18 protein-coding genes are annotated in these 26,635 nt (G+C 69.0%); 9 read left to right on the plus strand and 9 right to left on the minus strand.

Annotated features, from left to right (window positions below; translation table 11 throughout):
• Window positions 1–396: 396 nt before the first annotated feature.
• The 3 genes from AC3WL7_RS03290 to hemH form a co-directional block, all read right to left on the minus strand.
• Window positions 397–2,499 carry a methyl-accepting chemotaxis protein gene (locus AC3WL7_RS03290; protein WP_492749316.1) on the minus strand — a complete coding sequence of 701 codons (2,103 nt, stop codon included), beginning with the start codon at window positions 2,497–2,499 and terminating at the stop codon, window positions 397–399.
• A 310-nt stretch (window positions 2,500–2,809) separates the two neighbouring features.
• Complete coding sequence (locus tag AC3WL7_RS03295; protein WP_079224373.1) at window positions 2,810–3,655, minus strand: alpha/beta fold hydrolase; 846 nt, start codon at window positions 3,653–3,655, stop codon at window positions 2,810–2,812.
• Complete coding sequence (gene hemH, locus AC3WL7_RS03300) at window positions 3,652–4,614, minus strand: ferrochelatase (RefSeq protein WP_492749317.1); 963 nt, start codon at window positions 4,612–4,614, stop codon at window positions 3,652–3,654. The genes AC3WL7_RS03295 and hemH overlap by 4 nt, the downstream gene beginning before the upstream one ends.
• A 165-nt stretch (window positions 4,615–4,779) precedes the next feature.
• Here hemH and AC3WL7_RS03305 point away from each other — a divergent pair, with 165 nt between their 5' ends.
• From AC3WL7_RS03305 to tatC, 4 genes are all read left to right on the plus strand, one after another.
• Window positions 4,780–5,664 (plus strand): lipid-binding SYLF domain-containing protein, encoded by an 885-nt coding sequence (locus AC3WL7_RS03305; RefSeq protein WP_079224369.1) that lies wholly within the window; start codon window positions 4,780–4,782, stop codon window positions 5,662–5,664.
• A 74-nt stretch (window positions 5,665–5,738) separates the two neighbouring features.
• Window positions 5,739–5,966, plus strand: a complete 228-nt coding sequence (tatA, locus tag AC3WL7_RS03310) for a Sec-independent protein translocase subunit TatA (RefSeq protein WP_108759268.1) — start codon at window positions 5,739–5,741, stop codon at window positions 5,964–5,966.
• A gap of 15 nt (window positions 5,967–5,981) precedes the next feature.
• The gene (gene tatB / locus AC3WL7_RS03315) at window positions 5,982–6,455 is read left to right on the plus strand and encodes a Sec-independent protein translocase protein TatB (RefSeq protein WP_492749318.1); all 474 of its coding nucleotides are present in this window, start codon (window positions 5,982–5,984) and stop codon (window positions 6,453–6,455) included.
• Window positions 6,452–7,201, plus strand: coding sequence for a twin-arginine translocase subunit TatC (gene tatC / locus AC3WL7_RS03320; protein ID WP_079224364.1), 750 nt, complete (start codon window positions 6,452–6,454; stop codon window positions 7,199–7,201). Before tatB ends, tatC begins: the two co-directional genes overlap by 4 nt.
• Window positions 7,202–7,281: 80 nt before the next feature.
• Here the strand turns inward: tatC and AC3WL7_RS03325 are convergent, their stop codons facing one another.
• From AC3WL7_RS03325 to AC3WL7_RS03335, 3 genes are read right to left on the minus strand one after another with little or no spacing between them, the layout of a single operon-like run.
• Window positions 7,282–8,193, minus strand: coding sequence for a BPSS1780 family membrane protein (locus tag AC3WL7_RS03325; RefSeq protein ID WP_492749319.1), 912 nt, complete (start codon window positions 8,191–8,193; stop codon window positions 7,282–7,284).
• A gap of 51 nt (window positions 8,194–8,244) precedes the next feature.
• Window positions 8,245–8,991, minus strand: a complete 747-nt coding sequence (locus AC3WL7_RS03330; protein ID WP_492749320.1) for a glutamine amidotransferase — start codon at window positions 8,989–8,991, stop codon at window positions 8,245–8,247.
• Window positions 8,963–10,792, minus strand: a complete 1,830-nt coding sequence (locus AC3WL7_RS03335; RefSeq protein ID WP_492749321.1) for a GspE/PulE family protein — start codon at window positions 10,790–10,792, stop codon at window positions 8,963–8,965. The genes AC3WL7_RS03330 and AC3WL7_RS03335 overlap by 29 nt, the downstream gene beginning before the upstream one ends.
• An 83-nt stretch (window positions 10,793–10,875) precedes the next feature.
• On the opposite strand from AC3WL7_RS03335, the gene glyQ reads away from it, so the two are divergent.
• From glyQ to AC3WL7_RS03355, 4 genes are all read left to right on the plus strand, one after another.
• Window positions 10,876–11,787: a glycine--tRNA ligase subunit alpha gene (glyQ, locus tag AC3WL7_RS03340; RefSeq protein ID WP_079224358.1), complete on the plus strand. Its 912-nt coding sequence runs from the start codon at window positions 10,876–10,878 to the stop codon at window positions 11,785–11,787.
• 82 nt (window positions 11,788–11,869) lie between these two features.
• Window positions 11,870–13,945: a glycine--tRNA ligase subunit beta gene (gene glyS, locus AC3WL7_RS03345; protein ID WP_492749322.1), complete on the plus strand. Its 2,076-nt coding sequence runs from the start codon at window positions 11,870–11,872 to the stop codon at window positions 13,943–13,945.
• A gap of 213 nt (window positions 13,946–14,158) precedes the next feature.
• Window positions 14,159–15,955 carry an autotransporter assembly complex protein TamA gene (locus AC3WL7_RS03350; protein ID WP_079224355.1) on the plus strand — a complete coding sequence of 599 codons (1,797 nt, stop codon included), beginning with the start codon at window positions 14,159–14,161 and terminating at the stop codon, window positions 15,953–15,955.
• A complete protein-coding gene (locus AC3WL7_RS03355; RefSeq protein ID WP_492749323.1) occupies window positions 15,952–19,812 on the plus strand; it encodes a translocation/assembly module TamB domain-containing protein in 3,861 nt (1,286 codons plus the stop codon). Before AC3WL7_RS03350 ends, AC3WL7_RS03355 begins: the two co-directional genes overlap by 4 nt.
• Window positions 19,813–19,830: 18 nt before the next feature.
• On the opposite strand, the gene AC3WL7_RS03360 is transcribed toward AC3WL7_RS03355, so the two are convergent.
• Genes AC3WL7_RS03360 through AC3WL7_RS03370 form a run of 3 tightly spaced genes read right to left on the minus strand, consistent with a single transcriptional unit; the run spans window position 19,831 to window position 24,232 of the window.
• Window positions 19,831–21,150: a hypothetical protein gene (locus AC3WL7_RS03360; protein ID WP_492749324.1), complete on the minus strand. Its 1,320-nt coding sequence runs from the start codon at window positions 21,148–21,150 to the stop codon at window positions 19,831–19,833.
• Window positions 21,147–22,547 carry a J domain-containing protein gene (locus AC3WL7_RS03365; protein WP_492749325.1) on the minus strand — a complete coding sequence of 467 codons (1,401 nt, stop codon included), beginning with the start codon at window positions 22,545–22,547 and terminating at the stop codon, window positions 21,147–21,149. Before AC3WL7_RS03365 ends, AC3WL7_RS03360 begins: the two co-directional genes overlap by 4 nt.
• Window positions 22,544–24,232 carry an Hsp70 family protein gene (locus tag AC3WL7_RS03370; protein ID WP_492749326.1) on the minus strand — a complete coding sequence of 563 codons (1,689 nt, stop codon included), beginning with the start codon at window positions 24,230–24,232 and terminating at the stop codon, window positions 22,544–22,546. Before AC3WL7_RS03370 ends, AC3WL7_RS03365 begins: the two co-directional genes overlap by 4 nt.
• Window positions 24,233–24,377: 145 nt before the next feature.
• Here AC3WL7_RS03370 and AC3WL7_RS03375 point away from each other — a divergent pair, with 145 nt between their 5' ends.
• Window positions 24,378–26,525: a S46 family peptidase gene (locus AC3WL7_RS03375; RefSeq protein ID WP_492749327.1), complete on the plus strand. Its 2,148-nt coding sequence runs from the start codon at window positions 24,378–24,380 to the stop codon at window positions 26,523–26,525.
• The last annotated feature ends 110 nt before the right edge of the window (window positions 26,526–26,635 follow it).

The raw sequence follows: 26,635 nt of genomic DNA on the forward strand, positions 1-26,635 counted from the left end.
GGAAGTGAAACGCAGCTGCGCCGATGGTAGTGTGGCTCAAGCCATGCGAGAGTAGGTCATCGCCAGGGTTTATACCCAAAAACCCCGCTGCTTGCGCAGCGGGGTTTTTTCTTTGCGCGTGATTAATCACGCCGCACCCATGAACTGCACGGAGCAACACCGGTAGTGCCGGCCGCTGGCCGGCACAGGCGCGGCGTCCGCGCCTGCAGGAAGGGCGGTGCCAACCAAGGTTGGCATCTACCAGAGCACCGGCGCGTGGATGGGGTGGCCCCATGTAGATCCACGCAACGCGGTAGTGCCGGCCGTTGGCCGGCACAGGCACAGGCACGGCAACCGCGTCCGTGGAAAGCAAGGTGCCAACCAGGGTTGGCACCCGCCCATCGCAACTGCCCGGCCTCAGGCCAGCGCCACGTCCCGCGTTTCCTGCTGGCGGAACACCGCCACCGCTTCACTCAACGTGCCCGCCTGTACCTGCAGTTCGCGTGCGGCGGCAGTGGCTTCCTCCACCAGGGCCGCGTTCTGCTGCGTCGCCTGGTCCATCTGCACGACCGTCTGGTTGATCTGCTCGATGCCGCTGGACTGCTCCTGCGAAGCAGCGGAAATCTCCTGCATCAACGCGCTCACGCTCTGCACGCCGCCGACGATGCCCTGCATGCGCTGCCCGGCATCGGCCACCAGCTGCGCGCCGGCTCCCACTTCACGGCCGGCTTCGTCGATCAGTTTCTTGATCTCCTGCGCGGCCGCCGCCGAGCGCTGGGCGAGCACGCGGACCTCACTGGCCACCACGGCGAAGCCACGGCCCTGTTCCCCGGCACGGGCAGCTTCGACGGCGGCGTTCAGGGCCAGGATGTTCGTCTGGAAGGCGATGCCATCAATCACGCCGGTGATGTCACCGATGCGCCGCGACGCCGCCTCGATGGCCTGCATGGTGTCGACCACCCGCTGCATCGCCTGGTTGCCGTCGTTCGCGGCGTCCTGTGTGGTCGCGGCCAGATCACTGGCCTGGCGCGCATGGCTGGCGTTCTGCCGCACGGTGGCAGTCAATTCCTCCATCGACGCCGCGGTTTCCTGCAAGTGCGCGGCTTGGCGCTCGCTGCGCTCGGACAGGGCATCGTTGCCGGCGGCGATCTCGCTGGCGGCGCCGCGGATGGCACCGGCACTGCGCTGGATGCGGCCGACCATGCGCGCGAGCTGGGTCGCGGTGGCGTTGGCATCGCGCTGGATGGCGGCGAAGGCGCCGTGGTACTCGCCTTCCATGCGCTGGTCCAGCTCACCGCGCGCCAGTGCGGCCAGCATCTGTCGAACCTCTTCGACCGTGCCACCCACCGTGGCCATCAACTGGTTGATGCCACCGGTCAGGCCATCCAGGAAGCTGGCCCCCTCGCCGGCCTGCAGGCGCTGCTCGAGGTCGCCGGCGGCCGCGGCCGCAACGATGCCGGCCACGGCGTTTTCCAGCGCCAGCTCATGGGTGCGGTCATGCCATTCCACGGCAAAGCCGAGCCGGGTGCCCTGGGCATCGAACACCGGGGTGACGACCTGGGCGAAATGCACCGGCCCGATCTGGATCTTGCCGTTGTGGGTGACCTGCAGGCCGTTGAGGATGGCGCGGATGCGCTCGGGGTTGGCGTGGAAGCGATGGATGCTGCTGCCGACCAGCTGCTCGGCATCGAAATCGGGGAAGGCCTGGCGCAGCGTCGCCTGCTGGTTGCGCAGCAGGGCCACCACCGAACGGTTCACGTAGCGGATCACGTGGTCGTTGTCGGCGATCATCATCGCCGTGCGCGAGACATCCAGTGCCTGGCGGATCTGCGCGTTGTCCGCATGCGCCTGTGCCTGCCGCTCCCGCTGCGCCTGCACGTGGCGGGCGGTATCGGCCAGTGCATGGGCGAGTGAACCTGCGGCGTAATCCTGCACGTTGCTGTGCGCGGACAGATCGGCGCCGGTGGCGATGGCGCGGGCCAGCGCGGCCAGTCGCTTGGGGCCATGGCCGAGCGCTTCGCTCTGCTGGCGCAGGCGTGCTGCGGTCTGCCCGAGCACGATGGCCAGCGCGGCCAGCGCTGCGGCGTGCAGCACGGCCGGCAGTATCGCCGCGCCCTGCAGCAGCGGCAGCAGCAGGGCAATCACCCCGACCGCGCCGGCCAGCCACAGCGGCGGGCGATCACGGTGGCCGAGCAGCGCCGCCAGCAGCAGGCCGATCGGCAAGGCCGGGTTGAGACCACCGAGATGGCAGAGCAGGGCCAGCTGCGTGGCAACGATCACGGCCAGGCCGTTGCGGGCCAGCGCCCTGCCCGCGTGCGGGCCGCCCAGCCACGCGGCGGGCACCACCACGGCCGCCGCCAGCACGCCGGCCAGGCCGCCGTGGCCACTCAATGCAGCGCCAAGCCCGAGCAGGGCCATGGCAGCGCTGCCCAGCAGCAGGCGGCGGTCACCACGCCGTGCCAGTTGCTGCAGGTAGGGAAGGCGGCCCTGGTCGGGCGGGCGGGGGGATGCAACGGACATCGACGACTCCTGGATCAACGAACGGCAACGGCCCCGCGTACGGGCACGCACGACGGCGTAACGATGGCAGGGCCAGGATTGCGCAGGGGGAAAAGGTGCGGATGGCAGGCGCCGGGGCCACGTCCTGTGGGCGGCGGTGCGGACAGACAGGCATGCGGGCTTCCTTGCAGGACCACGAACAGCCGCAGGCCCGACCGGGCCCGCGTACAGCGGGCGCAGGGGCCCGCAACTGTTCTATCGGCCGTGCGCGCGTGGAGTGAAGCGCGCGCGGCCGTCCTCGCTCAGCCGCCGTTGCGTTGGAGCATCGCCATCAACTGGCGAGGAAGCCGTTGATGACCTCGGCGATCTGCGCCGGCTGTTCCATGTGCAGGTGGTGGTTGCCCGGGAACACGGCCAGGCGGCCATCGCGCAGGTGCTGCAGGCGCTGGCTGCGACCCGGCTCGGGATAGTAGGACTGTGCCGGCGTGGCGTAGATGACCTGGGTGGGGCAGGCGATGGCCTGCAGCAGGTTGTCGATCTGCCCTTCGCTGAGGCGGATGGCCGTGGGCAGCATCAGCCGCGGGTCGCTGCACCAGCGGTAGCCGCCTTCGACCGGCTCGACGCCGCGCTCGACCAGCAGACGGGCACAGCCCTCGCTGAGCTGGTTGGTCATCATCCGCGCGCGGATCGGCGCGGCCAGTTCGGGGAATACCCGCAGCTGCTTCCGGGCCAGGGCGCGGGTGGCCGTCACATGCTCGCGCAGGCGGTCGGCGGTTTCCTCTTCCGGCCCGCGCAGGCCGCCCAGTGCTTCGATGGCGATCAGCCGCTCAACCCGGTCACTGACCGCCGCGGTGAGGCTGGCGATGCCGGCACCCATCGAATGGCCCATCAGGGTGAAGCGGTCCCAGCCCAGCGCGTCGGCGACATCGAGCACGTGGGTGATCGCTGCCGGCGTGGTGTAGACCGCGCCCGCCGGCAGGTGTGCGCTGTGGCCGTGGCCAGGCAGGTCGATGGCCACCAGATCCAGATCGGGCAGGTGCGGGGCCAGCGGCACGAAGCTGGCGGCGTTGTCCAACCAGCCATGCAAGGCCAGCACGCGGGTGCCGCCGGCGTGGCCACCGCGCAGGCCGGCCACGCGCGCACCGGCGATGTCCATCGCGAACGGTTGCAGGCTCATGCCAGCGATGCCACGGCCAGGCGTGCCAGGGCGCGGGCGTGTTCGGGCTCGGCATTCAGGCACGGGATGTAGCGCATCTGCGCGCCGCGCTCGGCCAGTGTCTCGGTGAAGCCCATCGCCACTTCTTCCAGTGTTTCCAGGCAGTCGGTGGCAAAACCGGGGCAGACCACGTCGATCTTTTTCACCCCGGCCTCGGCCAGTGCCCACAGGCTGGGCTCGGCGTAGGGCTGCAGCCAGCGTTCGCGGCCGAAGCGCGACTGGTAGCCGAGCTGCCATTCGTCGGCGGCCAGGCCCAGTGCCTTGGCGATGGCCTGCGCGCTGGCTTCGCAGCGCTGCGGGTACGGATCGCCGGCATCGGCCAGCCGCTGCGGGATGCCGTGGAAGGAGAACACCAGCTTCTGGCCACGGCCTTGCTGCTGCCAGTAGCGTTGGATGGAGCCGGCGACGGCGGCGACCCAGTCCGGGTCGACCGAGTAATCCTGCACCAGGCTGATGGTGATGCCGGGATGGCGGCGCTGCCACGCATCGACGCGGTCTTCGATCGACGCGGTGGTGGTGGTCGAATACTGCGGGTACAGCGGCAGCACGACGATGCGGCGCACGCCTTCGGCGGCCAGGCGGTCGAGCTCGGCGGTGAGCGCGGGCGCGCCGTAGCGCATGGCATGGCGCACCCGCAGATTGGGCAGCAGCGCCTGCATGGCTTCGGCCAGGCGGCGGGTATGCACCATCAGCGGCGAGCCTTCCGGCAGCCACACCAGAGCGTACTTCGCCGCTGAACGGCCGCTGCGCAACGGCAGGATCAGCCCGCGCAGCAGCGGCTGCCAGAGCAGCGCCGGAATCGAGACCACGCGGGGGTCGGACAGGAATTCAGCCAGGTAACGGCGTACGGCGGGAGCCGTCGGCGTCTCGGGCGTGCCTAGGTTGACCGCCAGCACGGCGGTATCGGGTGCGTCGAGCATGGTCGATATTGTCGCCGATCCGGCGCCGCGCCGGGATGCAGGGTTTGGATCGTATCGATGCAGGGGGTTTATCCGAATGGGCCGCGCTCATTGGATATTCATGACAACGCTACTAATTTCAGTCACTTGCTATATCTTCCTATGGACTGACTTCTGGAGCCCGCCATGCGTCGCCCGATCCAAGCCCTGCTGATCGCCGCCAGCCTGCTGTCCAGCCAGGCCATGGCCGGACCGCAGGAAGACCAGCGCGCCCGCAACGCGGTGCGTGTGCTGGCTGAAATCCAGGAAATTCCCGAGCAGGGCATTCCGGACAAATTGCTCGACGAAGGCCGCGCGGTCATCGTCATTCCCGACACGATCAAGGCTGGTCTGGTCATCGGCGGTCGCCGTGGCCACGGCCTGATGTCGGTGCGCATGCCCAATGGTGCGTGGTCGAACCCGGTGTTCATCAAGCTCACCGGCGGCAGCATCGGCTTCCAGGCCGGCGTGCAGTCCTCCGACGTGGTGCTGGTGTTCCGCAACGACCGCAGCCTGGACAATCTGGTCAACGGCAAGTTCACCCTGGGCGCCGATGCCGGCGTGGCCGCCGGTCCGGTGGGCCGCAACGCCGCCGCCGCCACCGATGGCCAGCTGAAGGCCGAGATCTGGTCGTGGTCGCGTGCCCGCGGCCTGTTCGCCGGCGTCGCCCTGGATGGCGCGGTCCTGCAGATCGACGATGCCGCCAACCTCGATGCCTACGGCAGCAACACCACGCCGCGGATGATCTTCGAAGGGCGAGCCGCCGGTGCGCCGTCGATGGACGTGGTCGCCTTCCGTGACCGCCTGGAAGAAGCGACCTACGCCGCCCGCAACAACCGCACCGGCAACGGCAGCACGGCCAGCGCCCCGCCGCCGCCGGTCCAGGCGCCTGTTCAGGCACCGGTCCCGGCCCCGGCCGAAGCGACCACCGCGCCGCTGCAGAACATGCCGCAGACCCCGCCGCCGCAGCAGCAGGGTTTCCAGCCGGTCGGCGACGGTGAGATCCGTACCGAGACGCTGGGCGGCAACTGACTTTCGTCACGCGCGCCGGCTTACAGCCGGTGCGCTATGCTCGACAGCCTGATCACTACGTAACGAGCGTCTTTATGGGCGGTTTGAGCATCTGGCATTGGTTGATTGTCCTGGCCGTGGTTCTGTTGGTGTTCGGCACCAAGCGGCTGACCAGTGGCGCCAAGGATCTCGGCTCGGCGGTGAAGGAATTCAAGAAGGGCATGCGCGACGACGACAAGCCCTCGGCGCAGCTGGGCGACGAGTCGCGCAGCCAGGACGCCTCGCGCACCGCGCAGGACGAGCACGACCGCAACGCGCGTTGATCCGGAGCGGTTGCGGTGTTTGATATTGGTTTCAGCGAACTGCTGGTGATTGCAGTGGTCGCCCTGGTGGTGCTCGGTCCCGAGCGCCTGCCCAAGGCGGCCCGCTTCGCCGGCCTGTGGGTGCGTCGCGCCCGCAACCAGTGGGATTCGGTGAAGCAGGAACTGGAGCGCGAACTGCAGGCCGAGGAGATCAAGCGGCACATGCAGGACGTGCGGCAGGGCATGCAGGACACCGAGAACCAGCTGCGTGCCAGCGGCGAAGCAGTGCGCCGCGAGGCGAGCGAAGCACAGCAGCAGGGCGATGACCTGGCCCGGGAAGTGCGCGCGCCGGCCCAGGCGCAGACGCCGCCGCACCTGGCAGAAGACCCCGCGGTGCCCGCAGCGGCGCAGGACGGCGGTTCTATTCCGCCCACCTCTACCGAACTTGCCGCGGATGCGCCCGCCAACCCCGTGGCCGATGCGCCCGTTCCGCCGGAGCGCCAGCCATGAGCGAACATGATTTCGGCGAAAGCTCGCTGGTCGAGCACCTGGTTGAACTGCGCGCGCGCCTGATCCGCGCACTGCTGGGCTTTGGCGTGGTGCTGCTGGGCCTGCTGCCGTTCACCCAGAAGCTCTACAACACGCTGGCCGAACCGCTGGTGTCGCAGCTGCCGAACGGGCAGACGATGATCGCCACCAACCCGGCCGGCGCCTTCTTCGCGCCGCTGAAGCTGACCTGCTTCGTCGCCCTGTTCGTGGCCGTGCCGTGGCTGCTGTACCAGCTTTGGGCCTTCGTCGCACCGGGCCTGTACGCGCGCGAGAAGCGCCTGGCGGTGCCGCTGCTGGTGTCGTCGGTGCTGCTGTTCTACACCGGCTGTGCGTTCGCCTACTTCCTGGTGCTGCCGGCGGTGTTCCACTTCCTCACCACCTTCAGCCCGGAAGTGATCGCGATCACCCCGGACGCGAACGCCTACCTGGACTTCGTGCTGGCGATCTTCTTCGCCTTCGGTGGCAGCTTCGAGCTGCCGGTGGCGATGGTGATCCTGGTGCTGCTGGGCTGGGTGACGCCGCAGCAGTTCAAGGAAGGCCGTGGCTACGCGATCGTCGGCATCTTCGTGCTGGCGGCGGTGCTGACACCGCCGGACGTGGTGTCGCAGCTGATGCTGGCGATCCCGATGTGCCTGCTGTACGAGCTGGGCATCCACGCCGCGCGCTGGCTGGTGCCGTCTTCAGTGGTGAAGAAGCCCGCAGCCTGAAACGGAAACGCCGGGCATGGCCCGGCGTTGCGCGTTGGTCCGTTTCATCCACGCATGGCGTGGATCTACCCAGGTGCAGGTCAGGCGTGGAAGACGTCGTTCGCCGGTGCGTTGGCCGACACCGGCGGTGCCGCGCGGTTGCCGCGGTGGACGAACATCTGCTTCCAGGCGGCATAGACCGCGCCGACATACAGCGGCATCACCACCGTGGTCAGCACCAGCTGGGCGATGAAGGCTGCCGCCAGCGGGCCGCCGATCAGCATCGTGACCTGGATGACGATGACGAACAGGATGTAACCGCAGAACGCGGCGATCAGGCCCAGCACCGCGAACACGACCATTGCCACGATGTTCTCGATGCAGCCCTGCAGGCTCAGGCGCAGCGCATGCATGCCGCTCTGCTTGTCGAACACCACCAGCGCTGGCTGGGTGAACATCGCCAGCGACAGGCCCACGGCGGTGACGAACACCAGCAGCAGCCACAGCGCGATGCGCTTGGCCGGCAGGTTGGCCACCAGGTTCGCCGCATCGTCCGGGCTGATCTGCTGGCCACTGCGGCTGATCTGTTCCATCCTGGTCATGACCTCGCTGAAGGCGGCAAAGCCTTCCCGACCGATCATCAGGTACAGCAGCACGCCCAGCAGCAGCACCGCCAGCACCTGGATGGCCAGCGGCACCAGCAGGTGGCTGACGCGGTGGTCGCGGATCGGCTGCAGCAGGTGCGAGGCGAGGCCGGGACGGCCTTCGTCGATCTCACCCATCGCATACAGCATGCCGCCGAACATCACCGGCGAAATGGCCAGCGTCATCAACTGCACGGCCAGGCCCGCCGCACCCGGAATCAGGGTCGACAGCAGGGTGACTACCCAGCTGACCACCAGCCAGGTGAGGCCGATCCGGGCCAACTGCAGCGGCGCACGCCGGTACAGCGAGAACGTATCCAGCAACCACTGGGCGCCCGCCGAAGCCGGCAGCTTGCGAATCTCTTTCATGGACATCCGGGAAGGGACAGAAGGGGGCCGGGCGGGTGCCCGTGCCGCCGATTATCCCTGTTTTGCGACCGGCTGGGCTGAAGACTGCCGGGCCTGGCGGACGAAGCGGCGCAACAGCTGGCGGGCCAGGGGCGCGGCGCTGACCGCGCGCTCGATGCTGCGTGCGCAGCCGCCGTGGCGGCCGATGCAGTCGGCGCGGGCGCGGATGTAGCCACGCATGTGGTGGGTGGCGAACTCGGGGTGGAACTGCACGCCCCAGGCCTGGCGGCCCCAGCGGAAGGCGTGGCAGCCATCCAGCGGCGAGCGCGCCAGCACGGCGGCGCCCTCGGGCGCGCGCAGCACGGTCTGCAGGTGGGTGGCGTGGGCCGGGAAGTGGCTGGGCAGGCCGCCGAACAGGGGATCCTCCGCGGCGGCCGGGTCCAGCGCCAGTTCGATCGTGCCCGACTCGCGCCCGGCCGGGTTGTAGGCCACTTCGCCGCCGAGCGCATGCGCCAGCAGCTGGTGGCCGTAGCAGATGCCAAACACCGGCAGGCCATCGTGGGCCACCTGGCGCAGCCAGGCGGCGCTGCGCTCGCTCCACTCGGCCTGATCGGTGACGTAGGCGGCCGAGCCGGTCACCAGCACGCCGGCAAAGGCGCGGGCGTCGGGCAGGTGGTCGCCATGCTCGACATCGACCACCACCGTTTCGTGTTCTTCCAGCCCGGCGGCGACGCGGATCCAGTGCGGAAAACGACCGTAGCGCCGCAGCGACGGCACCGGGCGGCCGGTTTCAATGATCAGGAACGGTGCTGGATTCATCCGGGGGCGGCAGGACTGACAGGACTTCCTCGATTGTAGTCAGCCCCTGCGCCACCTTTTCAAGCCCCGCCTGGCGCAGGGTTCGCAGTCCTTCAGCCTGTGCGGCACGGCCGAACGTGGCCAGATCCATGTCCGCGCGGATCAGCCTGCGCAGCCGCGAACCCAATGGCAGCAACTCATACAGGCCGATGCGGCCGAGGAAACCGGTGCGCCGGCACTCCAGGCAACCGACCGGCCGACAGGGCGTGGCGGCATCTGGATATGCAGCATGGCTATCAGCCAGCACCGCCCAATCGGAGGGCCCGAGGGTGTGCGGCTGCTTGCAGTGCGGGCACAGGGTACGCACCAGGCGCTGGGCCAGGATGCCGTTGATGGTGCTGGCCAGCAGGTAATGCGGCACGCCGATGTCGAGCAGGCGGGTGATGGCCGAGGCCGCATCGTTGGTGTGCAGCGTGGACAGCACCAGATGGCCGGTCAGCGAGGCCTGCACCGCCATCTGCGCGGTCTCCAGGTCGCGGATCTCGCCGATCATGATGATGTCCGGGTCCTGCCGCAGCAGGGTGCGCACGCCGCTGGCGAAGTCCAGGTCGATGTTGGCCTGCACCTGCATCTGGTTGAACTCCGGCGAGATCATCTCGATCGGGTCCTCCACCGTGCACACGTTCACGTCCGGCGTGGCCAGCCGCTTCAGGGTGGAATACAGGGTGGTGGTCTTGCCCGAACCGGTGGGGCCGGTGACCAGCACGATGCCGTGCGGGCGCTCGACCAGGGCGCTCCAGCCGGCGGCCTCCTGCGGGCTGAAGCCGAGCTGGTCGATGCTCTTGAAGGCCGCGTCCGGGTCGAAGATGCGCATCACGCACTTCTCGCCGAAGGCGGTGGGCATGGTCGACAGGCGCATTTCGACTTCGCGGCCACCCGGCGAACGGGTCTTGATGCGGCCGTCCTGCGGGCGCCGGCGCTCGGCCAGGTCCATGCGGCCGAGCACCTTGATGCGGCTGACCACGGCGGTCATCACCGCCGCTGGCACCTCGAACACCTTGTGCAGCACGCCATCGATGCGGAAGCGCATGCGCCCCATCTCGCGGCGCGGCTCCAGGTGGATGTCCGAGGCGCGTTGTTCGTAGGCGTACTGCAGCAGCCAGTCGACGATGTGGACGATGTGCTGGTCGTCGGCGTTGACGTCACCGGCGCGGCCGAGCTCGACCAGCTGCTCGAAGCTGGGCAGGGTGGTGTTGGCTTCGCCGCGCACGTCGCCGCGGGCCCCGCGCACCGAGCGCGTGACCCCGAAGAACTCCATCGTGTAGCGGTGCAGGTCGAGCGGATTGACCATCGCCAGCTCGATCTGGCGCCGGGTCAGGTGCTGCAGGTCGCGGCGCCATTCCTGGGCCAGCGGCTCGCTGGTGGCCACCAGCACGCGCTCGGCATCCACCGCCAGCGGCAGGAAACGGTGGCGGCGGGCATAGGCGTGCGAGGCCACGGCGGTGACCGAGGCGACGTCGACGCGGGTCGGGTCGATGCGCAGGTAGCGGCAGCCGGTGCGCCGGGCCAGCCATTCGGTCAGGCGTTCCAGGTTCAGCTCGCCGCCCTCGCTGGCGGCCAGCTTGAGGTTGGACAGCAGCACCAGCGGGTGTACTTCGCTGGCGTTGCGCGCGCCCTGTGCCGAAAAGCGCACGCGGTCGCGGTCACGCTCGGCGATCAGGCCATCGGCCAGTGCGGCAGCGGCCACCTGCTCGAACTGCAGGCGCCCTGGCGGCAACGGGGGCGGTGCCCCGGGCGTGCCTGCCGGCAGCCGGTGTTCCATCTGCCTGCTCCTCCCGGGTACGGAATGCCCCGCAGGTCGGCCGTTATACTAGCGCACCCCTCTGCCGGCCAAGAATCGTCCGCATGTCCGCGACCCCGACCGTTCCGATCACCTTCCAGGGCCTGATCCAGACCCTGAACCAGTTCTGGGCCCAGCAGGGCTGCGTGCTCATCCAGCCGCTCGACCTGGAGGTGGGCGCCGGTACGTTCCACCCGGCCACCTTCCTGCGTGCGATCGGCCCGGAAGGCTGGAACGCGGCCTACGTGCAGCCTTCGCGCCGCCCCACCGACGGCCGCTATGGCGAGAACCCGAACCGCCTGCAGCGCTACTACCAGTACCAGGTGGCGATGAAGCCGGCACCGGACAACATCCAGCAGCTGTACCTGGATTCGCTGAAGGCGCTGGGCATCGACCCGCTGGTGCACGACCTGCGCTTCGTCGAGGACAACTGGGAATCGCCGACGCTGGGCGCCTGGGGCCTGGGCTGGGAAGTCTGGCTCAACGGCATGGAAGTGACCCAGTTCACCTACTTCCAGCAGGCCGGTGGCCTGGAGTGCCGCCCGGTGCTGGGCGAGATCACCTACGGTCTCGAGCGCCTGTGCATGTACCTGCAGAACTGCGACAACGTCTACGACCTGGTCTGGACCTACGGCCCGGATGGCCAGCCGGTGACCTACGGCGACGTGTACCACCAGAACGAGGTGGAGCAGAGCACCTACAACTTCGAACACGCCGACGTGGAAGAAATGTTCCACCGCTTCGACGCGTGCGAGCGCGAGGCGCAGAAGCTGGTGGAAGTGAACCTGCCGCTGCCGGCCTACGAACAGGTGATGAAGGCCAGCCATACCTTCAACCTGCTCGATGCGCGCCGCGCGATCAGCGTGACCGAACGCCAGCGCTACATCCTGCGCGTGCGCGCGCTGGCCCAGGCGGTGGCCAAGGCCTACTACGAGCAGCGCGAAAAGCTGGGTTTCCCGGGCGCGAAGAAGGCCTGACGGCCGCGCTGCTTTCCAACACCCCATTGCCCCGGGGCGCCGGCCGCGTCGCGCGCTGCGCCCCCACCACAGGATTGAAACGATGAGCCAACTGTCCCCCCTGCTGATCGAACTGGGCACCGAGGAGCTGCCGGTCAAGGCGCTGCCGGGCCTGGCCCAGGCCTTCTTCGATGGCGTTGTCGACGGCCTGCGCAAGCGTGGCGTTGAACTGGAACTGGGCGATGCCCGCCCGCTGTCGACCCCGCGCCGCCTGGCCGTGCTGCTGCCCGGCGTCGGCCTGGAACAGCCCGAGCAGCGCAGCGAAGTGCTGGGCCCGTACCTGAACATCGCGCTGGACGCCGAAGGCCAGCCGACCAAGGCCCTGCAGGGCTTCGCGGCCAAGGCCGGGATCGACTGGACCGCGCTGGAAAAGACCAGCGACAACAAGGGTGAGCGCTTCGTCCACCGTGCGGTGAGCCAGGGTGCGCGCACCGCTGCGCTGCTGCCGGAGATCCTGCGCGAGGCCATCGCTGCGATGCCGATTCCCAAGCCGATGCGCTGGGGCGACCACGACTGGGGCTTCGCCCGCCCGGCGCACTGGCTGGTGCTGCTGCACGGCAACGATGTGGTGGACGCCGAGCTGTTCGGCCTGAAGGCCGACCGCATGAGCCGCGGCCACCGCTTCCACCATGACAAGACCGTGTGGCTGAGCCAGCCGCAGGATTACGTGGAATCGCTGCGCGCGGCCAAGGTGCTGGTCGACCCGGCCGAGCGCCGTGAGCGCATCGTGGCCGAGGTCGAGGCCGCTGCCGGCCAGGCCGGTGGCAGCGCCCGCATCACCGAGGACAACCTGGAGCAGGTGGTGAACCTGGTCGAATGGCCGGCGGCGGTGCTGTGCAGCTTCGAGCGCGCGTTCCTGGCCGTGCCGCAGGAAGCGCTGATCGAGACGATGGAGATTAACCAGAAGTTCTTCCCGGTGCTGGATGACAGCGGCAAGCTGACCGAGAAGTTCATCGGCATCGCCAACATCGAATCGAAGGACGTGGCCGAAGTGGCCAAGGGCTACGAGCGCGTGATCCGCCCGCGCTTCGCCGATGCCAAGTTCTTCTTCGACGAAGACCTGAAGCAGGGCCTGGAGTCGATGGGCGAGGGCCTGAAGACGGTGACCTACCAGGCCAAGCTGGGCAGCGTGGCCGACAAGGTGGCGCGCGTGTCGGCGCTGGCCGAAGTGATCGCGGCGCAGGTCGGTGCCGACCCGGTGCTGGCCAAGCGTGCCGCCCAGCTGGCCAAGAACGACCTGCAGTCGCGCATGGTCAATGAGTTCCCGGAACTGCAGGGCATCGCCGGCCGCCACTACGCCGTGGCCGGTGGCGAATCGCCCGAGGTGGCGCTGGCCATCGACGAGGCCTACCAGCCGCGCTTCGGTGGCGATGACATCGCGTTGTCGGTGCTGGGCAAGGTGCTGGCGATTGCTGAACGCGTCGATACGCTGGCCGGCGGTTTTGCCGCGGGCTTGAAGCCGACCGGCAACAAGGACCCGTTCGCCCTGCGCCGCAACGCGCTGGGCCTGGCCCGCACGATCATCGAGAGCGGCTTCGAGCTGGACCTGCGCGCGCTGCTGGCCAGCGCCAACGCCGGCCTGGCCGCGCGCAACGTGCAGGCCGACGTGGCTGAGCTGTACGACTTCATCCTCGACCGCCTGAAGGGCTACTACAGCGACAAGGGCGTGCCGGCCACGCACTTCAACGCGGTGGCCGAGCTGAAGCCGGCCTCGCTGTATGACTTCGACCGCCGCCTTGACGCAATCGGCACCTTCGCCGCGTTGCCGGAAGCCGAGGCGCTGGCCGCGGCCAACAAGCGCATCCGCAACATCCTGCGCAAGGCCGAGGGCGACATTCCGGGCCAGATCGATGCATCGCTGCTGCAGGAAGACGCCGAGCGCGCGCTGGCCGAAGCGGTCACCGCGGCCATCGACGACACCGGCGCCAGCCTGCACCAGAAGGACTACGTGGCCGTGCTGGCGCGCCTGGCCCGCCTGCGCCCGCAGGTCGATGCCTTCTTCGATGGCGTGATGGTCAATGCCGAAGACCCGGCCCTGCGTGGCAACCGCCTGGCGCTGCTGACGATGCTGGGCGAGCGCCTGGGCAAGGTGGCGGCGATCGAGCACCTGTCGAGCTGATCGGGATGACCCATCCACGCATGGCGTGGATGGGTGGGTAGCGCCGGGCCATGCCCGGCGGCTTTTCGTGCGGCCGCGCTGTGCGCTCGCCGGGCATGGCCCGGCGCTACCCATATCGTGCAGATGAGGCGCATAAAGACGCGCATTTTGACTGCCACTTAACAACCGATCCCCATTCGTGCGCTGCATTTCGCATCGTCACGCGCGGTCGGTATGCTGTGCCGCATGCAGCCAAAGAAATACGCCCTCCCGCTGATGGTCCTGACCCTGGCCACCACGTCCGTGGCCCATGCGCGCGGCACCATCGACAAGGTGGACATCAAGGGATTGGACAAGGGCGACGACGCCGCGATCATCGAGAACATCCAGGAATCGCTGACGCTGTACGACACCATCGGCAAGGAACAGGGCGAGTCGCGGCTGGAATACCTGCTGTCGCAGGCCGAGCGGCAGACCCGCGAGGCGCTGGAGCCGTTTGGCTACTACAACCCGGTGATCACCGTGGAAGCGCCCCGCCAGGACGAGCGCGTGCAGGTGCATATCCGGGTGGAGAAGGGCGAGCCGGTGCGCGTGCGCCGCGAGCACATCGACATCACCGGCCCTGCCATGTACGACCAGTACCTGCAGGACGACCTGGCCGCGTTCAAGCCGCGCAAGGGCCAGCGCTTCGAACACACCCAGTACGAAGCCAGCAAGATCACCATCACCCGGCGCCTGGCCGAGCGTGGCTACTTCGATGCCGACTACACCCAGCGCCAGGTGCAGGTCACCCGCGCGGAAAACGCTGCCGACATCGACCTGACCTGGGACAGCGGCCGCCGCTACAACATGGGCCCGGTGACGTTCGAGCAGGACTACTTCGTCGACAAGCTGTTCGACCCGCTGGTGTACTGGGAACAGGGCAGCTACTTCCACGAAGGCAAGCTGGACCGCCTGCGCGAGTCGCTGACCAAGCTCGATTACTTCAGCGTGATCGACATCCAGCCGCGGCCCGACCAGGCCGACGAGAACGGCGAAGTGCCGGTGGACGTGAAGCTGACCCGGGCCAAGCGCACCATCTATACCTCGGGCCTGAGCTACGGCAGCGAGAGTGGCGCGGGTGTGCGCGGCGGCATCGAGCGGCGCTACGTGAACAGCCGCGGCCACAAGATGAACACCCAGCTGGACTATGCGCAGAAGCGCAAGAGCCTGACCAGCACCTACCGCGTGCCGGCGTTCAAGTGGCTCGATGGCTGGTACGGGTTCACCGCCAGTGCCTACGACGAGCAGACCGACTACATCGACCTGCGCAACTTCAAGCTGATCGCCAGCCGCAGCGGGCAGATCAACGAGTACTGGACCGCCATCGCCTCGATGAACGCCCTGCGCGAGCGCTGGCGCTACGCCTCGGGCACCGAGTTCACCAATGCGGTCTACAACACCTCGACCCTGGTGTACCCGCAGCTGGTCGCCGACTACGTCAACGTCGACGATCCGCTGTTCCCGCGCAGCGGCATCAGCGGCACCGCCACCCTGCGCGGCGGCATCGAGGGCGCCGGTTCGGATACCAGCTTCGTGCAGGCCAACGCGGTGCTGCGCTGGTACATCCCGGTGGGCCAGAGTGATCGCCTGATCCTGCGTGGCGAAGGCGGCACCACCTGGACCAGTGACCTGGTGGCGATGCCGCCGAGCCTGCGCTACTTCGCCGGTGGCGACCGCAGCATCCGCGGCTACGCCTTCCGTGAAGTGGGCCCGCGCACGCCGGCCCCGGACAAGTACGCGCTCGGCGCGAAGAACCTGGTGGTCGGCTCGGCCGAGTACGAGCATTACTTCAAGGGCGGCCCGTGGGGTGCGGCGGTGTTCGTCGACACCGGCAGCGCGTTCGACAACACCATCGACCTGCATACAGGCGTGGGCTTCGGCGTGCGCTGGAAATCGCCGGTGGGGCCGGTGCGCGTGGACATCGCGCACGGCCTGAACAACCCTGATTCGCAGTTCCAGCTGTACCTGAACATCGGAGCGGACCTGTGAGCGCGCAGACCCCGGACACCCGCACTCCGCCGCCGCCGCGCGTGCGTTTCTACCGCCGCCGCCGTTTCTGGGCATGGTCGGGCGTGGGCGTGATCGGCCTGGTGCTGCTGGCACTGCTGGCCGTGTACTGGCTGCTGCAGACCGTGGCCGGCCGCGATGTGCTGCTGGCCCAGGTGGTGGCGCGCCTGCCGGTGGGCGCCAGCTTCACCTGGGACAAAGCGGACGGCCCGGTGGCCGGGCCGCTGACCCTGTACAACGTCGATTTCCGCTACGACGACATCCACTTCCACGCCGAACGCGCGCACCTGGAGCCGGACCTGCGCCCGCTGCTGGGCCGCAAGCTGCAGCTGGACAAGCTGGAACTGACCAACGCCACGCTCAACCTGGCCAAGAGCGATGAGCCGTTCAAGCTGCCGTCGTGGCCCGATTCGCTGCCGCAGATCGAGATGCCGCTGGCGATCCAGGCCGATGTCATCGCCATCGATGGGTTCCGCATCAGCCAGGCCAACGAACCGGTGATCGACATCAGCCGCGTGCGCGGCGGCATCGAGATCGCCAACGGTGAATTCCAGGCCCGGCAGCTGGTCGTGGCCAGCGACATGGGCGATTTCACCGCGCAGGGCCGTTACATTCCGGCCAAGGATTACGACACCGACGTGACCGTGACGGCGGTGCTGCCGACACCGCGTGGACGCACCGCCGCGACCCTGGGCCTGGTGGCGCGTGGCGACCTGGCGCACATGGAAGTGGCCGTGGCCGGCCGTGCACCGCAGCCGCTGAAGGCGATGCTGGTGTTCGACGGCCGCACCGACCCGACCTGGAATGCCACGGTCCGCAGCGACGAGCTGGACCTGGCACTGCTGTCGCCGGCGCTGGCGACCTCGGGCATCGCGCCGCTGGCGCTGGATTTCACCGCCTCAGGCAAGGGCGGCAACGCCAACCTGCACGGCCGGGTGAAGCAGGGCGAGCAGGAACTGGAGCTGGCACCGTCGGTGGTTTCGCTGCAGGACCAGGTGCTGAAGGTCTCGCCGTTGGTGGTGAAGGGCCTGGGCGGCGAAGCACGCCTGCAAGGCACCGCTGATTTCAGCCAGGAAGACCAGCAGAAACTCAATTTCTCGGTGATCGCGCAGAACCTGACCTGGGTGCCGGCGCCGGACCCGAACACCGCCGGCAGCGCACCGGTGCCGGTGACGCTGAAGGAAGCGCGCTTCGGCCTGGCCGGCACGCTGCAGGCCTGGGCTGCGATCGGCCGTGCCGACGTGCAGCGCGAGGAACAGAAGGCACAGCTGCGCTTCGACGTGCGTGGCAACGACAAGGCCGCACAGATCCACCAGCTGCAGGCACAGACACCGGGCGGGCAGCTGCAGGTGGAAGGCCAGGTGGCCTGGTCGCCGCAGCTGGACTGGGATGCCAAGGCGACGCTGAAGGATTTCGACCCGGGCTATTTCGTGCCGGGCTGGAATGGACGGCTGTCCGGCAATCTTGCGTCCAAGGGCCAGCAGCTGCCGCCGCCGGCCAATGCACCGGCCGGTACCACCGGCACGCTGCAGGCGACCGTGGACCTGCCCTCGCTGAAGGGCACGCTGCGCCAGCGCAACGTCGACGCGCAGGGCAAGTTCGCCCTGCAGGGCGAACAGGGCCAGGGCGAGCTGAAGCTGACCGTGGGCAGCAGCCGGGTGACCGCGTCGGGCAAGGTGGGTGACCGCCTGGACATCGACGCACGCTTCGAGCCGCTGCAGCTGAGCGACCTGCTGCCCGGCGCCGATGGCGGCCTGCGCGGCCAGGTGCAGGTGAAGGGCCCGCGCGATGCGCCGGACATCACCGCCGACCTGGTCGGCAACAACCTCAACTGGGATGGCTACGGCGCCGAAAGCCTGAGCATCAAGGGCCACCTGCCGTGGCGTGGCGACAGCGGCACGCTGGCCGTACAGGGCCAGCAGGTCAACGCGGGCATGCTGCTGGAACGCTTGAACGTGGATGCACAGGGCAGCGTCTCCAACCTGCGCCTGGCCGCACAGACGCGCAACGAGATGGGCGCGATCGACCTGCAGGGCAGCGTGCGCCAGCAGGGGACGCAGTGGCGCGGGGAACTGGCCGCGCTGCGCATCGCACCGATGAAGGGCGATGCGTGGTCGCTGCGGGCACCGGCGACCTTCGCCATCAACGGCGGCACTTACACGCTGTCCGAAGCCTGCCTGGCCACCACCGGCGGTGGCGCGCTGTGCGCGCAGGCCAACTGGCCGCGCGAGGGCGTGGTGGTGCGCAGTGATGCGCTGCCGCTGTCGCTGGTGCAGCCGTGGCTGCCGCCGCAGTCCGGCCGCCGCATCTACCTGCGTGGCGATGTCAGCCTGGACGCGCAGATCCGCCCGCGCGCCAATGCGTGGGAAGGCCACGTGGAAGTGCGCTCGAAGGAAGGCGGCGTGCGCCTGGGCGAGATCCGCAACGCCGGCACCGACAGCACCCGCGGCGAACTGGTGCGCTACGACCAGTTCTCGCTGAAGCTGGACATGACCCCGGCCAGCATCAAGGGCTACCTGGGCCTGGGCTTCCAGGGCAACGGCTTCGTCGATGCGAAGATGCAGACCGGCTGGGAAGCCAGCGCGCCGTTGAACGGCGAGCTTTACCTCAACATGTCGCGGCTGTACTGGCTGGAGCTGTTCTCGCCGGACATCGTGCGCCCCACCGGCCTGATCGAAGGCCACGTGAGCCTGCGCGGCACGCGCGGCCAGCCTTCGCTGGGCGGCGATGCCACGCTGAGCAACTTCAAGGGCGAGTTCCCGGCGCTGGGCCTGACCTTCGACCAGGGCAAGGGCAGCTTCGTGGCCCAGCCCGATGGCTCGGCCAAGATCACCGCGCAGGCCAACTCGGGCCAGGGCACGCTGTACGTGGACGGTGGCCTGTCCTGGTTCGGCGATGCGCAGCCGCTGCAGCTGAAGATCCACGGCGAGAACGTGCTGGTGTCCAACACCAGCGAACTGCGCATCGTGGCCAACCCCGATCTGGACTTCACCCTGGCCAAGGCGGCGATGGAGCTGCGCGGCACCGTCAATGTGCCCGAGGCCGATATCGACCTGGAGCGCCTGGACCGCGGCACCTCGGTGTCCGAGGACGTGGTGGTGCTGGACCCGGCCGACCCGGAGGAGTCGCGTACCTCGCCGCTGGACATGGACCTGACGGTGAGCCTGGGCGACAAGGTGAAGATGACCGGCTTCGGCCTGAAGGGCGGGCTGACCGGCAAGATGCAGGTGTGGGCCAAGCCCGGCCGCGAGATGACCGCCAATGGCGGCCTTGAGGTGAGCGGCCGCTACAAGGCCTATGGCCAGGACCTGACCATCACCCGCGGCAACCTCAACTGGAACTACAACGCCGTCTCCGATCCGCGCATCAACATCCGCGCCGAACGGCGCATCGGTGATGTCACCGCCGGCATCGACGTGACCGGGCGCGCGCAGCAGCCGCGCGCGGACGTGTGGTCGGACCCGGCGATGTCGCAGTCCGAAGCGCTGGCCTACCTGGTGCTCGGCCGCAGCCTGACCAACGCCAGTACCGACCAGACCCAGCAGGTCACCGCGGCCTCGGCGGCGCTGTCGGCCGGCAGCGGCCTGCTGGCCTCGCAGCTGGGCGCCAAGCTGGGCCTGGACGATGCCGGCGTGAGCCAGTCGCGCGCGCTGGGCGGTTCGGTCATCGGTTTCGGCAAGTACATCTCGCCCAAGCTGTATGTCGGCTACGGCGTGTCGATGGTGGGCGCCGGTTCGGTGCTGACCCTGAAGTACCTGCTGCGCCGCGGCTTCGACGTGGAAGTGGAATCGAGCACGGTGGAAAACCGCGGCTCGCTGAACTGGCGCCGCGAGAAATGACCCCGTCGCCGGCGGCGATCAACGGTTGAACCAGCGCAGTTGGTCGCGGTGGGCGTGCAGGTCCTTGGCCCAGTAGACCAGGGCCACCATCAGCGCGGGCACGATCAGCAGGATGGCGATCATCATGCCTGCGCCGCCGGCCTCCTCCCCGGCCGGCACGCAGCGCTTCACGAAGCGCTGGCGGGCCATGCGCAGCACCACGGCGCTGGCCACCAGCAGCACGAGCAGCGCGGTGAAGGGAACCTCGGTGGTGCTGCGCAGTGCGAGGTGGAACGCACCCATCACCGCGGCGACCGCCAGCGGAATGGCCAGGATGCGCAGCCCCGGCAGGACCGTTGCAGCGTGCTCCGGCAGGGACTGCCAGCGCACGATCGCACGCAGCACCATGGAGCTGAGCCACAGCACCGGGGCCAGCAGCACCGCAACCGCGATGAGCAGCGCCGCGCGCTGGCCTCCGTCCAGCAGGCCATCGGACGAGGCGGGCAGCGGCCAGCTGGCGACCACGCCCCAGGTGCAGAGCAGCCCCAGGGCCAGTGCCACCAGCAACGTGCGCAGGCCGCCGGCCTGCCAATGGATGGCGTCGTCCTCGCGCCCGAAGCGTGACCAGAACGCCACCTGCCCGGCATCCAGGCCCGGTGGCAGGCGCAGGTCGTGCCAGTAGCCCAGCGCCGCCAGCAGGTTGATCGCCTGGTGCGCGCGCGACGGCTGCAGGGTGCTCAGCAGGTTGCGCCAGGCCGGGCGCGGCTCGCGCAGGCTGGGCAGCACATCGCTGCCGGGCACCAGCAGGGTGTCGCTGATGCCTGAGCAGCGGACCGCCAGCGCACCCGCACCGTCCGGCGACAGCAGCCAGCGCTGTTCGCAGCGGCGTGCCACGGCATCCAGCCAGTGCATGTCCCAGCCCCGTACCGGGTCATCCCAGCCGAAGCATTCACCGAGCACGTCGAAACGCGTGCGTGGCAGGGCGGGTTCGTTGTTCACCAGGTGCTGCAGCACGGCCTGGCCAATAAGACGCTTGCCGTGCAGCGACCACAGCTCCGGTTGCTGCTGCAGGGTCTGCCGCAGGAGCGCGTCATCGCCCTGTGCGGCCACCTCGACCAGCTGCGCGGCAACGGCATCGTGGTCCACCTCGTGTGTCGACGCCTGCGGCGCGCTGTGCCTGGGCGGTTCCACATCGCCGGCCAGCTGCGCCAACGCGGCCTGGTAGGCCTCGTGCAGCTGCTGGAACGCCACCGGATCATCTTCGGGCCGGGTGACCCGCAGCTGCCTGGCATAGGCGCGCTTGATGGCGCGCTCGTCAGCGTCGGCGTCCAGCCCCAGCCGTTGCATCCAATCACTCATGCCCACTGGCCCCGCACATTGCGCCAGCCATCCCACAGCCAGAGCACGAGCGTGGCGACCAGGGCCAGTTCGGCCACCACCACCATCATGACCGTCAGCTTCAGCAGCGGCAGCGCGGCCAGCAGCAGCCAGCCGTTGAAATGCACTTCCAGGCGGCTGCGCTTCCAGAAGCGCACCAGGGCCAGCACCAGCGCCGACCACGCCACCGCCGTGCCGGCCACGCGCAGGTCCAGGACGTGGATCAGCACCACCGCCATCACCGCCAGCAGCGGAATCAGCAGCAGGCGCGGATAGCGCCCGCGCGAAGCGGCAGGTTCATCGCCGCTCTGCCAGCGCAGCAGCGTGTGCAGGGGCGGTGCCAGCGCGCCCAACACCGTCAGCGCGAGCAGCGCCCACAGTGCAAGCTCGGCGAAACGCTGCATGGGCCATGCGTCGGGCTCGCTGCTCTTCAGCACGCCATACCCCAGGATCAGCGCCGACAGGGCGAGGCCACTGGCGATGCCGCGCAGCAGGCCCTGCAGGCCGCGCACCACGCTCATGCGGTCGCGCTGGCCGATGCGCAGCCAGAAGTCGACCTGCTGCGCGCGCAATGGTGCGGGTGCATCGGTGGCATCGTCGATGCACAGCACGTCCAGCGTGCGATTGAGGTCGCGCCCCCGCATCGGCGGCAGCGACGTCAGCAGGGCCTGCCAGACCTTCCAGGGGCGTGACAACCAGGCCAGGTGGTCGCGCGCGCTGGTGACGGTTGAAGGCAGCCCGTTCTGCCGCAGCAGCTCGGCCAGTCGCCCATGGTTGCGCGGCTGCACCACCCAGCTGCGATGCATCTGCAGGCGGTGCGCGTGCAGCGCATAGGGGTCGATGCCGCTGTGCAGATCATTCCAGCCGAAGGTCTCGACAAGCACTTCGCTGATGCCCATCGACAGCGGCGGGACGTGGTTGCACAGCTGGGCCAGCACCGCCTCGCCGATGGCAGGCTTGCTGTACAGCGACCACAGTTCGGGCTGCTGCGCCAGCCAGTCGCGCAGCGGGCCAGGCTCCAGCTGCAAGGCCCGGGTCAGGATGCCGTGTGCGCTGGAGGCGACGTCCACGGTCTGCGGGGGCAGGGGTGGGGCATCGGCGAGCGCCCTGTCCGCAGGTGCGGGTGCAGCTGCAGGCGCAGGTTCGGGCGCGGGTTCGGGTCCGCTGGCTACGTGGGCGCTGGCGGCGCTTGCTGCTTCCAGTGGCACCGGCCGCTGCTGCACCCATGCAAGCGCGGCCTGGTAGGCCTCATGCAGCTGCTGGAACGCGGCCGGGTCATCGTCGGGGCGGGTCACCCGCAGGCGCTGCGCGTAGGCGCGCTTGATCGTGCGCTCGTCGGCGTCCTCGCCCAGCGCCAGCACCTCCAGGCCCCAGCTCATGCATCGCGCTCCAGCATGTCCAGCGCCTGGGACAGCTCGCGGCGCTGCTGCTCGATGTGGTGCAGGTCCTGGCCGTCCAGGGCATGGCGGAACTGCATCAGCCAGCCCTGCAGCGTGTCGCGGTGGTGGATGAATTCCTCGTACAGGCGCTCGGCGCGGGCCACCACGGCCAGGTTCTGCTGGGTGTCGCGCGGGTGGATCTTCAGGCCTTGCAGTGCCGCCAGGCGCTGCTGGATCTCGGTGGGCGACAGCAGGCCCGGGTTCTGCTCCAGGATCAGCTCATGGCGCAGGCCGCTGGCGTCCTCGGTGACTTCCACCTGCAGCAGGCCGTTGATGTCGTAGGTGAAGCGGGTGGTGACGCCGCGTTCCTCCAGCGGCCCGCGATGGGTGAGCGGCACGCGCAGCTCGCCCAGCTTGATGTTGCGGTCCACGGTCGGGCTTTCGCCCTGGTAGATGTCGATCACCACTTCGCGCTGCTGCTCCTGGATGGGGAAGAAGCGATCCTCGCGGCTGACCGGCACCACGCTGTTGCGCTGGATGATCGGGTGGAAATAGCCTCCGCGCGACTGCCCGTCGGCGGTGCGGCGCGACACCTGGGTGCCCAGCGTGTAGGGGCAGACATCGGTCAGCACCACTTCGCGCAGGGCCTCGTCGCGTCCCTTCAGGCCGGCGGCGACGGTGGCACCCAGGGCGATGGCATGGTCGGGGTGGATATGGCGCAGCGGCAGCCGGCCGAACATGCGGGTGACCAGGCGGCTGACCATCGGCATGCGTACCGCGCCGCCCACCAGCACGATGTCGTCCAGTGCGTCCGGCTGCAGCCGCGCATCGCGGATGGCGCGCTCGATCGGGCCACGCATGCGCTGCAGCAGGGGATCGCACAGCCGGGCGAATGCCGCCTCGTCCAGCGCCCAGTGCAGCTGGCGCTCGCCCAGTGCCAGTTCCAGCGTGCTGCTGCCGCTGTGGCTCAGTTCGCGCTTGAACAGTTCCAGATGCCGCAGCAGCTGCGCCTTCTCGCTGGCGGCCAGCGTGGCCAGGTCCAGCCGCTGGTCGGCCAGCAGGGCGTCCAGCAGCACGCGCGAGAAATCCTCGCCGCCCAGGAAATTGTCACCGGCACTGGCATGGACTTCGACCACCCCGTCGAACAGCTCCAGGATCGAGACATCGAAGGTGCCGCCGCCCAGGTCCAGCACCAGCACGCGGCCTTCGCCCTCGCGCTGCTGCAGGCCATAGGCCAGCGCTGCTGCCGTGGGCTCGTTGATCAGGCGCTCGACGCGGATGCCGGCCAGTTCGCCGGCGCTGCGCGTTGCCTTGCGCTGCGCATCGGAGAAGTACGCCGGCACGCTGATCACCGCCTCTTCCACCTTCTGCCCGAGCGCGGCCTCGGCGTCGGCCAGCAGCGAGCGCAGCACCAGCGCCGACAGTTCCTCGGGCCGGAAGCTGCGGTCGCCCAGGCGGGTCTGCCGGTCGGTCCCCATCCAGCGCTTGAAGTTCGCCACGCTGTGCGCCGGATGGCTGACCAGGCGGTCGCGCGCCGGTTGCCCGACCAGCACCGCGCCATCGGCCAGGCTGACCACCGAGGGCGTCAGCAGCTCGCCGTGTGCATTGGGGAACAGCCGCCCGCCACCTGCCTCGTAGATGCCCACCAGCGAATGGGTGGTGCCCAGGTCGATACCGACGATCATGCTGCTTCCCTGACTGCATGTGATGGAGCGCCGATTGTAGGCTGGTCGAGCGGCCGATGAACGCGCCGCCCCCAACCATCGGCCGTTGCCCCATCCGCCCCCAGCGGCTATGGTCCCGGGCTGTTCTGTACTGCCGGAAATGCCGATGCCCGCCCGTAAAACCCTTCCTGCCGCCCTGGCCCTGGGCCTGACCCTCGCTGCAGGCGCCCACGCCGATGAAGGCATGTGGATGCCGACCCAGCTGCCGGAGCTGGCCAAGCCGCTGCAGGCGGCCGGTTTCAAGGGCAACCCGGCCGAGCTGGCCAACGTCACCGCGCCGCCGCTGAGCGCAGTGGTGCGTGCCGGCGGTGGTACCGCCTCGTTCGTTTCCGCCGATGGCCTGCTGCTGACCAACCACCACGTGGCGATGGGCGTGATCCAGTACAACAGCTCGCCCGAGCACGACCTCATCAACGGCGGTTTCATCGCCCAGGGCCGTGCCGACGAGCGCCCGGCCAACCCGGACTTCCGCGTGCTGGTCACCGTCGGCTTCGACAAGGTGACCGACCAGGTGCTGGCCCAGGCCCGCGGCAAGACCGGCCGTGCCTACTTCGACGCCGTCGACGCGGCCAGCAAGCAGATCGTGGCCGAGTGCGAGAAGGACGGCAGCGTGCGCTGCTCGGTGGCCAACATGTACTACGGCACCGATTTCTACCGCATCGCCCAGCTGGAACTGAGCGACGTGCGCCTGGTGTACGCACCGCCGCGTGCCATCGGCAACTACGGCGACGAGATCGACAACTTCATGTGGCCGCGCCACACCGGCGATTTCACCCTGCTGCGCGCCTACGTCGGCAAGGACGGCAAGCCGGCCGCCTACAGCAAGGACAACGTGCCCTACCAGGCGCCGGCGCACCTGCAGATGTCGGTGGAAGGCCCGAAGGAAGGCGACTACGCGATGCTGGCCGGTTACCCGGGCATCACCTACCGCCACCGCACCGCAGCCGAATTCGCCGGCCAGATCGACACCGTGCTGCCGCGCCGGGTCTCGGTGTTCCAGCAGATGATCGACACCATCGAGGCGGCCAGCGCCAACGATGCGCAGGCACGCACCCGCTACGCCTCGCAGCTGCAGTCGCTGAAGAACAACCGCAAGCGCGCCGCCGGCGAGCTGGAAGGCCTGCTGCGCAGCGATGCCAAGGCCCAGCGCGCTGCCGACGAAACCGCCATGCTGGCCGCCACCGACCGCAAGTACCAGGCCGACATCAAGGCGCTGCTGGCCAACCTGTCGCAGGGCGCGGCGGTGGGCGAGCGTGACCTGCTGCTGGACCAGATGGCCGCGCAGACCCAGCTGCTGCGCTCGGCCCTGCTGCTGGAACGCCTGCGCATCGAATCGGCCAAGCCGGATGCGCAGCGCGAGACCGGCTACCAGCAGCGCGACCAGGCGATGATCGAGGGCGTGCTCAAGCAGGTGCAGCGCCGCTACGCACCGGAGGTCGAGAAGGCCCTGCTGACCCGCCTGCTGACCCGCTACCAGCAGTTGCCGGATGCGCAGCGCGTGGCCGAGTTCGACGCCGCCTTCGGCCGTACCCCGGCCGAGCTGGCCAAGGCTCTGGATGGCCTGTACGCCGGCACCCAGCTGGGTGACGAGGCCCAGCGCCTGTCCCGCTTCGCCGCCGCCCGCGAAGGCAAGGCCCTGGCCGCCGATCCGCTGGTGGCCGTGGCCGGCCCGCTGGTGGCCGCGCAGCTGCGCATCGAGAACGAGAGCAAGACCCGCGAAGGCGAGCAGCTGCGCCTGCGCCCGGCTTACATGCAGGCGCTGTTCGCCTGGCGTGCCAAGCAGGGCCGCGCGGTGTACCCGGATGCCAACCGCACCCTGCGCATCAGCTACGGCAAGGTGGAGGCGCTGCATCCGCGTGACGGCGTGACCTATTCGCCGGTGACCACCGTGGCCGGCATCGTCGAAAAGAACACCAACGCCTACCCGTTCGATGCACCGAAGCCGCAGCTGGCCGCCATCGCCAAGGGCGATTTCGGCAGCACCGCCGACCCGGCGCTGAAGACCCAGACGGTCAACTTCCTGACCAACCTGGACACCACCGGCGGCAACTCCGGCTCGCCGGTGCTCAACGCCAAGGGTGAGCTGATCGGCCTGAACTTCGACAGCAACTGGGAATCGGTCAGCGCCAGCTGGTGGTTCGACCCGCGCTTCAAGCGTGCCGTGCACGTGGACATGCGCTACCTGCGCTGGCTGCTGGCCAAGGTCTACCCGGCGCCCGAGCTGCTGAAGGAAATGGGCGTGCCGGCCGAGTAAGGCCGGTTGCCGGTGGGTGCCCATTGATTCCCGGTAGGTGCCCACCGTTGGTGGGCACGGACACCGTCCACCTCTTCTGGTGGGTGCCCACTGTCAGTGGGCACGGATGC

This window comes from Stenotrophomonas sp. FW305-3-2-15-E-LB1, from assembly GCF_058787375.1.